Source organism: Emticicia sp. MM, from assembly GCF_001649495.1.
Genome location: NZ_LXHX01000111.1, coordinates 1 through 11,695, shown reverse-complemented (window position 1 = coordinate 11,695; position 11,695 = coordinate 1). Strand labels below are relative to the sequence as shown.

Below are 11,695 nucleotides of genomic sequence, written 5' to 3'. Positions count from 1 at the left end.
ATCGAGCAAACTCAAGTTTTTCCTTATTTCGATTCAATGATAAATGATTTTTGAGTACCAAAAGTTGTAATTCCATTCGAGGTTAGATAAGACCGATAAAAATATACAACCCCTGTTTTCAGTTTTTTAGCCTCTATTGAATACGGTGCTGGTAAGGAATTAGGCATGACCGTCAAGCTTCCTTTATTTTCACAAACGGTTGGGTTTATAAATGAATCATTGAAACCCCAACACATTCCATATTCTGTAACTTCATATTTCCCCTTGTTTACGATAGTTCCATTCAATTTCATCACACTATCAGCTACATATACCGCACCATCAGTTGAAACTTTTGGATAACCCTCAACTTCTAAAGTATAAGTTAAAACATCTCCATAAATAACGTTTCCATTTGAAATCACATAAGCCCGATAATAGATTGTGCCTTTTTCTGGTAAGTTATAAATAATGAGTGAATATGCTTTCGGGAAAGTGCTTACATCGCCAGTGATTTTTTCTTTAGAATGTTCAATGGTTGGAACTGCAAATCTTTGAGACCAACAAATTCCATACTCGCTAATATCATACGAACCCTTGGTTTCAATACTCCCTCCCACTTTTGCCGAATAAATGGTATAAGTGCTAGCTTCTGTAGTTTTTATACTAGGAGAAACAATGGCCAATGTTTTAACCGAAATTACATTGCTGTAAATAGTTCCACTTTCAGTAATTACATAAGCCCTTGCATAATAGACGGTGTTCGCCTTCAAATTACTTATCTTAACAAGGTAAGTATAAGGTGAAGTTGTTTGAGTGAGAGCTCCATTACTAACTTTACTATCTGTTAGTGTAGGAGAAAGATTTGTTTCTGAATAAACAATCCCATAATCAGTTATAGATTGATTACCAACTTCCAAGAATGAAACGGATAAACTTGCAGAAGCTATTGTTGTTTCGCTGATAGTTACAGCATCAAATCTGGGCAAAATAGGGGCTTCCTTGTCGATACTGCACGCAAGCAAATTGAGTGATAATCCAAATAATACGAATCTTTTAATGATACTTTTCACTATCAGGCTATTTTTCAGTGTGAATACTTTTATTTTTGACAAAATAAGCACATATTTTTGCGTAAAAATATGATAATCAACACCTTATTTTATAATTTTTGATAGAGTTCTACCAATTGCTTAGCAATGTTTTCGGAAGAAAATTGTTGAATATGTTCCTGACCTTTTTGTACCAACGCTTTTTGTAAGCTTTCAGAACTTAATACTTCGTGTATTTTTCCTGATAAATCATTTACATCTAAAGGATTAGCATACAAAGCACCTTCACCACCAGCCTCTTCTAAACAAGAACCCGTAGCAGCCACCACTGGAATACCCGAATGTAAAGCCTCGACAATTGGAATACCAAAGCCCTCAAAAAAAGAAGGATATACACACAAAGAAGCCCCTTGGTATAAAGCTGGTAAATCGCTCGATGGTACATTGAAAAGCATTCGAACTCCAGCAATATTTTTACTTAAAATTTCTTCGGCATATTTAGATTTTCCACCAACTAATACCAAATCATAGTTTTTCAAATTCAATGCTTGAAAAGCGTCAACCAAGCGTTTTTGATTTTTTCGCTCACTGAATGATGATACACAAATGAGGTATGGTTTATGTAAATGATATTTCGTTTTTATGCTCGTTAATAGTTGACCATCAACATTTTGATAAAATGTCGCTTGACAATCTTGGTATATTACCGAAATTTTATCGGGGTCAATATTGTAAAAATCTACAATATCATCTTTGGTTTGCTGACTTACTGCCACCACGGCATCGGCATTTTGGCAAGCGTACTTAAATTTCTGTTGGTAAAAAAAACGGTCAATGGCAGGATATAATGCAGGATAACGAACGAAAATCAAATCATGAATTGTTACGACCGATTTTACACCTGTTTTTTTAATACCAAATGGGATTTCATTACTTAATCCGTGAAAAATATCAACATTATCCTTTTGCAAATCGTTATTAATAAGCCAGCTCCGCCATAAGCCTCCACCAAAAGTCGTAGTGGGTAATTTCGGAGCTAAAGCTAATGTTGTTTTAGGCTTTTTAGGCGTATATGCCAAATATTCGTGCTGTGGAGCATATTTCAGTAGGGAGTCAATAATAAATCGACTATAATTACCCAAACCAGTATGATTATTAAAAGCCCTTTTTGCATCAAAACCTATACGCATTGAACTAACTTTTGATTAAATTTGTCAAATATTATATTATTTGCTATTAGCCCTAGGCTATTAGCGATTAGCTTGAAATATCATCAAACTTCTATTTCGAGCCTTATTTTTTAGCTAAAAGCCTTAGCTTATCGCTGAAAGCCCAATTTATGACCGAATACCAAATACATACATTGCCAAACGGCATTAGAGTTGCTCATCGACAAGTACCTTACACCCAAATTGTACATTGCGGACTCATGCTCGACATGGGTAGTCGTGATGAAAAGCCCAATCAATTAGGTTTGGCTCACTTTTGGGAGCACATGGCCTTCAAAGGTACGAAAAAGCGGAAATCTTACCATATTATTAATAGATTAGAGTCGGTAGGTGGCGAATTAAACGCATATACGACTAAAGAAAAAATATGTTTCTACGCATCGGTGCTTGATGCACATTTCGAAAAATCGGTTGAACTCTTAGCCGATATTACCTTCGATTCGGTTTTCCCCGAAAATCAAATCGAAAAAGAGCGTGGGGTGATTTTAGAAGAAATGTCGATGTATCAAGATTCTCCAGAAGATGCCCTACAAGATGATTTCGATGAAATTGTTTTTGCCAATCACCAACTTGGAGCCAATATTTTAGGTACGCAAGAGAGTGTAAAAGGCTTTACTCGCAAAGAATTACAAGATTTCATTGCTGAGAATATGGATACTGAAAAAATCGTGATGTCGATTGTGGGAAATATTCCATTTCAGAAAGCCATCAAAATCGCAGAAAAATACCTCAAAGATATTCCTGCCAAGAAATCAGACCTTGTGCGTGTTCCGCCAACGGCCTATCAAGCACAGCGAATCACCACAACTAAGAAAATCACCCAAGCACATTGTGCCATTGGCCGACCTTCTTATTCAATGTCTGATGAGCATCGCTTACCGTTCTTTATGCTCGTCAATCTATTCGGTGGCCCTGGCATGAATTCACGCCTTAACATGACCCTTCGTGAAAAATATGGTTTAGTTTATGGCATTGATGCTACCTACTCCCCTTTTACGGATACAGGCTTTTTTGGCATTTATTTCGCAACCGATAAATCAAACCTTGATAAGGCAAATTCCTTGATTTTGAAAGAAATGCAAATCTTGAAAGACAAACCATTGGGCAAGCTACAATTACATACAGTCAAAGAACAACTCATGGGGCAGCTAGCCATGGCAGAGGAAAGCAATCAGAGTTTTATGCTCATGATGGCCAAGAGTATTTTAGATATCGGAAAGGTTGAATCGCTGGAAAGTATTTTTGCAGATATAAAAAATATTGAAGCCGCTGACCTCCAAGAAATTACAAAAGATATGTTCGATGAAACACAGTTAAGCTATCTGACGTTTCTTCCCGAATAAATCTAGTCAAATAATTGTGCTACTTCAAGAAAGAATTATACTTTTTAAAGCATTTATTTCAAGCGGATAGCTATCTGCTTGACTTTTTTTATTTTTGGAATCTCCGATAACAAAACCAAACATGAAAAATATCTATTTCACTGCCGGGCCAGCCGAATTGAACCCTAAATTCGAAGAATTTATGCGTCAAGCAATTGACGAGCAAATCGGTTCGATTTCACATCGTAGCGGACAATTCCGTAAGATTTATCAGCACTGCGTAGAAAACCTACGTACACTAATGAACATTCCAGCATCGTCGGGTATATTCTTCACAGGTTCGGCATCGGAAGTATGGGAGCGAATCTTATTGAACCTCGTTGAGCACGAGAGTTTTCATTTAGTCAATGGTTCATTCTCTGACAAATTCTATAAATATGCCGTTTCGGCTCAAAAATTCGCTCATAAATTTGAAAAACCATTGGGCGAAGGATTTAGCTACGGTGAAATTGAAGTTCCCGAATATGCAGAGCTTATTTGTGTCACTCAGAATGAAACCAGTACGGGTGTACAAATGCGTGAGGCCGATATTCATAAACTCAAACGCAGTAATCAAAAACGCCTCATGGCTGTAGATATAGTTTCATCAGCACCCATTCCCGAGTTAGATTTAGATTTAATTGATACCGCTTTCTTTTCGGTTCAAAAAGCTTTTGGTTTACCCGCAGGTTTAGGTGTATGGATTGCCAATGAAAAATGTTTAGAAAAAGCCAAACGTTTGGCCAAATATGAAAACATTACCATCGGAGCACACCATAATTTACCAGTTTTGTGGAAAAACTACGAAACTTACGAAACGCCAGCTACTCCAAATGTTTTAGGGATTTATCTACTCGGTAAAGTAGCTGAAGATATGAACAAAAAAGGTATTGAGAATATCAGAAAAGAAACCGACGAGAAGGTAAAGAAAATTTATAAATACCTAGAAACCAGCAGTTTGTGTAGTGCTGCCGTACAAAATCCAGAGCACCGCTCGAAAACGGTGATAGTGGCCGATACTAAAAAACCCTCGAAAGCGATTATCGAAACATTGAAGGAAAAAAATATGATTATTGGAAGTGGTTATGGCCCGAATAAAGATACTCAAATCAGAATTTCGAATTTCCCTTCAAATACACCTGAGCAAGTAGATAATTTACTAAAAGAATTGAAAGCAATGGAATGATAGCTTCATTGATTTTTTGAATAGCCAGCAGATTTTATCTCGCTGGCTTTTTTATTTTCTGCTTTAGGCTTTTTTACCTAACTTAATATCGAAAACGCTATCCAACCCAAAACTCATTTTTTATGAACTACTACTTTTACAGAAACCTCTCTTTCTGTTTACTAATTTTTCACGGACTATTCGCACAAAAAGCAATCAACAAAGCCGATGTAATTATTTATGGCGGCACTTCTGCGGCAATTACGGCTGCCGTTCAAGTAAAAAAGATGGGAAAAACCGTCATTATTGTCTCCCCCGACAAACACTTAGGCGGTTTATCATCGGGAGGTTTAGGCTTTACGGATACAGGAAATAAACAAGTAATTGGCGGCCTTTCCCGTGAATTCTACCAAAGGTTATACAGCCACTATCAGAAACCCGAATCATGGCAATGGCAAAAAAGAGAAGAATACGGCAATAAAGGACAAGGAACGCCCGCACTCGATGGAGCAAATCGAACCATGTGGATTTTTGAACCCCATGCCGCAGAACAAGTATTCGAAGATTTTGCCCGAGAGAATAACTTAATCATTTACCGCAATGAATGGTTAGACCGCTCAGCCAAAGGCATAAAAAAAGTAAATGAAAGAATCGTTTCTTTTCGAACACTCAGTGGCAAGACTTATGAAGGCAAAATGTTTATTGATGCCACTTATGAAGGTGACCTCATGGCTGCCGCTGGTGTAAGCTACCACATCGGGCGTGAAGCTAATAGTGTTTATAGTGAAAAATGGAATGGCGTGCAAACAAATGTATTTCAGCACGGGCATCATTTCAAAGCTAAAATTAGCCCTTACGTAGTTGAAAATGACCCCAAAAGTGGACTTTTACCAGAAGTTTCAGCCGAACCACCCGGAGAATATGGTTCGGGAGATAATAAAATTCAAGCCTATTGCTTCAGAATGTGTTTGAGTAATCACCCCGATAACAGAATACCATTTGCTAAACCTGATGGCTATGACCCTGCTCGGTATGAACTTTACGCAAGGGTATTTGCCAGTGGGTGGCGAGAAACTTTCGATAAGTTTGATGCTATTCCTAATCGAAAAACTGATACTAATAATCATGGACCCTTTAGTACTGATTACATAGGCAAAAACTACGATTACCCTGAAGCTAGTTACGAACGCCGAAGAGAAATTATCAAAGAACACGAACATTATCAGAAAGGACTCATGTATTTCTTACAAAATGACCCACGTGTACCGAACGATGTAAGAGAAAAAATGCAACAATGGGGCTTACCTAAAGACGAATTTAAGGATAATGGACATTGGCCACACCAGCTTTATATTCGTGAAGCACGCCGCATGATTGGTAAATACGTAATGAAAGAAGCCGATGCTTTAGGTAAAACCAATGTCCAAAATCCAATTGGAATGGGTTCGTATTCATTAGATTCGCACAATGCTCAACGTTTTGTGAAAGCCGATGGTTATGTGCAAAATGAAGGTGATATTGGCGTGCATCCCGACAAACCTTATTCTATTGCTTACGAATCAATCTTGCCTAAAGAAAACGAATGTTCGAATCTTTTAGTACCTGTCTGCCTATCAAGTTCGCATATTGCCTATGGTTCTATTCGCATGGAACCCGTTTTCATGATTTTAGGGCAATCGGCGGCGGCGGCGGCAGTTTTGGCCATTGATTCAAAAACTATTCCGCATAAAATTCCTTATTCAGTGCTCAAAAATGTTCTTCTAAACGAAAAACAAGTCTTAGAATTATAGCATTTTTCGAGGTAAATGCCTAAAATCCTTATTTACTCGCAGAATAACCGTAACTTTGTGGATTATTTCGAAGTAAATAAGGATTTTTTGTTAGCGACCATCTGCTCTAACAACCCTGACCCATACAATCGGTCTATTAATAAAAACAATGACTTTCAACGAATTAAATCTCAATAAACAACTCATCAATGCCCTCGATGACTTGGGCTATACAACGCCAACAACCATTCAGCAGAAAGTTTTCTCGGTGGTAATGTCGGGTAAAGATGTTTGCGGAATTGCCCAAACTGGAACAGGTAAAACTTTTGCCTATTTATTGCCAAGTTTACGCCAATATCAGTTTTCGAAAGAAAAAATGCCACAAGTACTCATCATTGTTCCTACACGTGAGCTGGTAGTACAGGTGGTAGAATCTATTCAGAAACTTACAACCTACATGAGTGTCATAACCGTGGGTGTGTATGGTGGGGTAAACATCAAGCCTCAAATTTTAGACATTCAGAATGGAGTAGATATTTTGGTAGGAACACCTGGCCGTTTGATTGATTTGCTTTCGAGTGGTTTTATTAAAACCAAATCTCTCAAAAAACTAATCATTGATGAAGTAGATGAAATGCTCAATCTGGGTTTTCGTCCTCAACTCAAAAACATTCTTGATTTATTGCCAACTCGCCGCCAAAATTTGCTTTTTTCGGCTACAATTACCGAAGAAGTTGAGCAAATCATTGAAACATACTTCAACGAACCTATGAGAGTAGAAGCTGCACCAGCGGGTTCGCCATTAGAGAATATTTCGCAGACGCTCTACCATGTACCAAATTTCAATACAAAAGTAAATTTACTCGAATTGCTTTTAATGGACGACGACAGCATGAGTAAAGTATTGATTTTTGCAGCTACCAAAGAATTGGCCGACCAACTTTATAACCGAATTGAAAGAAAATACGGCGAAAAAGTAGGCGTTATTCACTCAAATAAAGCACAAAATACGCGTTTCAACACCGTAAAAGCTTTTCAAGAAGGAAGTTGTAAAATGCTCATTGCCACCGATATCATTGCTCGTGGTATAGATATCGCTGAGGTTTCGCACGTTATTAATTTTGATATTCCTGAAGTGCCCGAAAACTACATTCACCGCATCGGTCGTACGGGGCGTGTCGATAAAAAAGGTATCGCCATCACTTTCATGACTCCAAAAGAAATTGAGCAAATTGATGCCATTGAGGAGATGATGAACTACGAAATTCCTGTAGCTGAATTACCCGAAAACCTCACAATTTCAGATGTATTGACCGAAGCCGAAATGCCACAGGTAAAGATGAAAAATGTGTTGGTAAAGGCCCCAAAACGAGAAGATGTTGGTCCAGCTTTTCATGAGAAATTGGCCAAAAATAAAAAAGTGAACGTAAGACGCGATATTAAAGCCGAAAAATGGGCAAAATATGGCCGACCTATCAAGAAATCTGGGAATAAACCTAAACGTGGCGATAGATAAACATTATTTTTAGACTTTCGAGGTTTTGAAACCTTGAAAGTCTAAAAACCGATATTCTCCTGCTTTCAAATCTCCTAAATCTATATTTTCAATTCGCACTCTTTTTAAGCTCAAAACTTCATAGTTGAGTTTATAGCACATTCTTCGAATCTGTCGATTTAGGCCTTGAACTAAGGTAATTTTAAAAACAAAGTCATCCAATTTTACGACTTTACAGGGAAGTGTTTTTTTGCCCATAATCACAATTCCACTTGCCATTTGCTTCAAAAATTCATCAGTAATTGGTCTATCTACCTCTACGACATAATCTTTTTCGGTTTTATTTTCATTCCGCAAAATTTTATCATAGACCCTACCATCATTGGTTAATAATAAAAGTCCTTCCGAAGCTTTATCAAGTCGTCCAACTGGAAATACCTCTTCTTCAAAAGGCAAAACTTCCTTCAGATTATCTTCAATTTGTGTATTTAAAGTAGTTTCTATTCCACGTGGCTTGTAGTAGGCCACATAAATCATTTTCTTAGATTCTTGTAGTATTTTTCCTTCATAAATCACCTCATCGGTTTGATTTAACTCGCAATTTGTAGTCGCCGCAACTCCATTGACCAACACCTTTCCCGACAAAATCAAAGCTAAAGCCTCTTTATTGGAGATTTGCAACCTAACTACTAATAAATACTGCAAGCGGTTCCGAAAAGTCATTTGAATGTTTAGAAGTAAATGCTCAATGAGCAGGTACTATATTTTATCCTTATTGTTATTATTCATCTTAAACGCACTTGTCGATGGATAAATATTAATCCAAAACTCGCGTGTTTCGCCACTATCAACTTTTACATTGATTTGGTCTTTATTTTCATTAATAATCAAACCAAACATTAAATCTTGCCTAACCGCCGCCTTAGAAATATTTTTATAAACCAAACGATATTCGCCGTAGGCAATCTTTTTTGTAAACTGAGGTAAATGATTATTGGTATTGAAATTATTGGCATAAACTGGGTGTAAACCACTCACCGTATTTTTGCAATAGCAGACCAATTTTCCATCTTTGGTATAAAGCCAGTATTCGCAAAAACTATTAGCTACGCCGATATCTTTGCCAACATAAGTAACAGGAATCATCACGATACTATGCGAAGGTAAACTAATCGAAATATCGGGCGATGTAATATTATAAAACTCGAAGATTTGTTCGCCTTCAGGCTTTTTCTTGACCGTATCTTGAACTGCTACTTTTTTTACAGTATCATTTTTTGCAATGAGCGTATCTTTGGGTAGAACCAAAACCGTATCCTTAGGAATTGAGGTAATTGTTTTTGGAACGAGCACCTCATTGGCCACTGGCTCAATATTTTGTTGGGGCTTTACACAGGCCAAAACACACAAGCAAATAATGCCTGCGTATAGTTTAAGTGATAATAATCTCACAGTATTTAGAAAGTTATCGGATTTTTACTCCAAAATGAATGAATGAAATACAAACAACTTTTAGAGAAATACCCATAACCTTCCTACTAAACACTACTTATTAGACGTTTTGGGTTCTTGTACCAAAATATTACCTTTAACAATCGACGGCTTTTTATCTTCTTTCGGCCCACGCAAGTGTATAATGAGTCCATCAAGAAATTTTCTTAGAATCTGGTCGCCACAAGGTTTAAAACTTGGGTGTTCTTTATCTCTAAAAAAAGCCCCGATTTCGGCTTTTGAGGCATTGAAATTGGCCAGTTTCAATATCTCAACTATTTGGTCATCGCGTAATTGCAAAGCAACTCGCAATTTCTTTAAAATATCGTTGTTCGACATAATTGACTGTTTTTATAAAAAAAGGTTGGAAACAATTTGATTAATTTTGAATGATTTAATCACTAAATAAATTCAGTTTTTGAAGCGTATAAAGCCATCAAGGTAATTTAGGCTCTACCATAACCACCTCTTCTTTATCGACTAATACCTGTCCTTCGGCAAAGCCCTTGGGTTTACGAACAAACTTCTTAGGCGTAACAATCACTGGTGCCAAAGTTTCATTACGGCGTTTTGAAAAATATGCCGCTAATGAGGCCGCTTTTTCAATTACAGCATTCGGAAACTTCTTTCCAGCTCTATATTTTAATACTACGTGCGAACCAGTGGCATCGCGGGCGTGTAGCCAAAGGTCTTCTTTATAAGCATATTGCTGCGTAAGTAAATCATTATTTTTTGAGTTTTTACCAACTAAAATTTCAAAACCATCTACCTCAAAACGCTTAAATAATTCTCGATACGACTGTATTTTTAACTTACTATTGGGCGATAAACCATTAGCTTTTAGATAGCTTCGTAGATTTTTCAGGTTTTCCGATTGTTCGATATTTTCAATATGACGATTGATGGTTTCGAGCAAAGCCTCTCTACTTTCTATATTTTCTATGAGTTTTTCTATTTCAATTTTCTCATTTTTGGCTTTTCTGTAAAAGTTTTCGGCGTTTTTTTGCGGCGATAAATCTCCTCTGAGTTTTATAACAATATTTTGATTTCGGTAAAAGTCAAAAAGTTCTACTCGCTCAGCACGCTCTTCGATTTGGTGTAAGTTGGCCATTAGAATATGCCCAATTTCTTCATTTTTAACCTCCGAATCAAGCGATTCCATTCTTTGATACGAATTTTGTAGATAAGCTTCGGTTTGCTTTTTCTCTTTTGATAAGCGTCTGAGCACCTCAGCTTTTTCATCGTCAAGCGTATTTACTTTATTATAAGCAATATAAAAGGCATTCATCGCCTCTATTGGCTCGCTGAATTCTTCTATAATTTCTCCGACAGGCAAAAGCGATAAATGCAACGCGTGCTCCCACCTAACCAAATAATAGCGTGGGTGCTCAAGTTGCTGCACAAACGTTTGTAGCTCTTCCCAAGTAGTTTTACCCAGTGTAAGTTGGTCGTTTACAATTTTCCCGAGCGTTGGATATAATTTTCTATAATCTTGTTTTTCGCTTAAAAAACGCTCGTATGTTTGCTCGATTTCTCTATCTAATTGATTGTAAATAAGGTTTTTATCCGAAACAATTCTACTATGAAATAGCTCTAAAACTTCATTTTCATGAAATAAAATTAAATTCGAGCGAGTTCCATACATTCTAAACGCCAAAGAAAATCCATTTTCGAAAGTAATCGCGAAACATCTTTCATTTTTAAATTGCCTCACGCCCGTTACTTCTAAATCAATTAGTTGCTCAAATAAATCTACGCTATTGCGTCGGGCACGCTCAAACTTATCGGTAAAATACAAACACGAAAAATCAGGAAAGACAATAGCTTTGATAAAAAACTCTTTGTAGTTTCGGTTTTTACCGCGAGCCGCCGCAAAACCCAATACTAATTCATCTTTTTCCTGACTAAAGCACTCCATCAACTTCAAGCCTATAATCTTAGACGCAAGTTGTTTGGTAAGCTTACGGAGAAAATAATAATTATTATGCACAGGTATATTCTAAATATTCAGTACAAAGTACGTGATTTTGTAGGGAAGTAGCAATTTCTTGGCTTGGTTCGGCTTCGCTCACCAACCGTAGAACTTTGCTCACCAACTGTAGAACTTTGCTCACCAACTGTAGAACTTTGCTCACCAACCGTAGAACTTTGCTC

At 37.1% G+C, this 11,695-nt stretch carries 10 protein-coding genes; 4 read left to right on the top strand and 6 right to left on the bottom strand.

From position 1 onward, the window contains the following. Window positions 1–23 precede the first annotated feature (23 nt). Together A6M55_RS14535 and A6M55_RS14530 are read right to left on the bottom strand one after the other, a co-directional pair. Window positions 24–1,052, bottom strand: a complete 1,029-nt coding sequence (locus tag A6M55_RS14535) for a fibronectin type III domain-containing protein (RefSeq protein ID WP_156511074.1) — start codon at window positions 1,050–1,052, stop codon at window positions 24–26. A gap of 89 nt (window positions 1,053–1,141) precedes the next feature. Then, a complete protein-coding gene (locus tag A6M55_RS14530) occupies window positions 1,142–2,221 on the bottom strand; it encodes a glycosyltransferase family 1 protein (RefSeq protein ID WP_064198294.1) in 1,080 nt (359 codons plus the stop codon). A 149-nt stretch (window positions 2,222–2,370) separates the two neighbouring features. Between A6M55_RS14530 and A6M55_RS14525 the strand changes: the two genes are divergently transcribed. The 4 genes from A6M55_RS14525 to A6M55_RS14510 all read left to right on the top strand — a co-directional run bounded on the left by A6M55_RS14525 (window position 2,371) and on the right by A6M55_RS14510 (window position 8,071). After that, the gene (locus tag A6M55_RS14525; RefSeq protein WP_015029263.1) at window positions 2,371–3,603 is read left to right on the top strand and encodes a pitrilysin family protein; all 1,233 of its coding nucleotides are present in this window, start codon (window positions 2,371–2,373) and stop codon (window positions 3,601–3,603) included. A 121-nt stretch (window positions 3,604–3,724) separates the two neighbouring features. After that, a complete protein-coding gene (locus A6M55_RS14520) occupies window positions 3,725–4,807 on the top strand; it encodes an aminotransferase class V-fold PLP-dependent enzyme (RefSeq protein WP_064198293.1) in 1,083 nt (360 codons plus the stop codon). A gap of 122 nt (window positions 4,808–4,929) precedes the next feature. Then, window positions 4,930–6,576 (top strand): FAD-dependent oxidoreductase, encoded by a 1,647-nt coding sequence (locus A6M55_RS14515; RefSeq protein WP_064198292.1) that lies wholly within the window; start codon window positions 4,930–4,932, stop codon window positions 6,574–6,576. A 148-nt stretch (window positions 6,577–6,724) separates the two neighbouring features. Next, on the top strand, window positions 6,725–8,071 hold the full coding sequence (locus A6M55_RS14510; RefSeq protein WP_064198291.1) for a DEAD/DEAH box helicase: 1,347 nt from the start codon (window positions 6,725–6,727) through the stop codon (window positions 8,069–8,071). 9 nt (window positions 8,072–8,080) lie between these two features. Here the strand turns inward: A6M55_RS14510 and A6M55_RS14505 are convergent, their stop codons facing one another. The 4 genes from A6M55_RS14505 to A6M55_RS14490 form a co-directional block, all read right to left on the bottom strand. After that, on the bottom strand, window positions 8,081–8,773 hold the full coding sequence (locus A6M55_RS14505; protein WP_064198290.1) for a pseudouridine synthase: 693 nt from the start codon (window positions 8,771–8,773) through the stop codon (window positions 8,081–8,083). Window positions 8,774–8,809: 36 nt separating this feature from the next. Next, on the bottom strand, window positions 8,810–9,502 hold the full coding sequence (locus A6M55_RS14500; RefSeq protein WP_156511073.1) for a hypothetical protein: 693 nt from the start codon (window positions 9,500–9,502) through the stop codon (window positions 8,810–8,812). Between the two features lie 93 nt (window positions 9,503–9,595). Then, window positions 9,596–9,880, bottom strand: a complete 285-nt coding sequence (locus A6M55_RS14495) for a DUF1456 family protein (RefSeq protein ID WP_064198288.1) — start codon at window positions 9,878–9,880, stop codon at window positions 9,596–9,598. Window positions 9,881–9,977: 97 nt separating this feature from the next. Next, window positions 9,978–11,531, bottom strand: coding sequence for an NFACT RNA binding domain-containing protein (locus A6M55_RS14490; RefSeq protein WP_064198287.1), 1,554 nt, complete (start codon window positions 11,529–11,531; stop codon window positions 9,978–9,980). Window positions 11,532–11,695 lie beyond the last annotated feature (164 nt).

Bases quoted from the DNA above. Each gene is read 5' to 3' on its own strand.
- A6M55_RS14530 (WP_064198294.1), bottom strand. From the start codon at position 2,221: ATGCGTATAGGTTTTGATGCAAAAAGGGCTTTTAATAATCATACTGGT.
- A6M55_RS14525 (WP_015029263.1), top strand. From the start codon at position 2,371: ATGACCGAATACCAAATACATACATTGCCAAACGGCATTAGAGTTGCT.
- A6M55_RS14520 (WP_064198293.1), top strand. From the start codon at position 3,725: ATGAAAAATATCTATTTCACTGCCGGGCCAGCCGAATTGAACCCTAAA.
- A6M55_RS14515 (WP_064198292.1), top strand. From the start codon at position 4,930: ATGAACTACTACTTTTACAGAAACCTCTCTTTCTGTTTACTAATTTTT.
- A6M55_RS14510 (WP_064198291.1), top strand. From the start codon at position 6,725: ATGACTTTCAACGAATTAAATCTCAATAAACAACTCATCAATGCCCTC.
- A6M55_RS14505 (WP_064198290.1), bottom strand. From the start codon at position 8,773: ATGACTTTTCGGAACCGCTTGCAGTATTTATTAGTAGTTAGGTTGCAA.
- A6M55_RS14495 (WP_064198288.1), bottom strand. From the start codon at position 9,880: ATGTCGAACAACGATATTTTAAAGAAATTGCGAGTTGCTTTGCAATTA.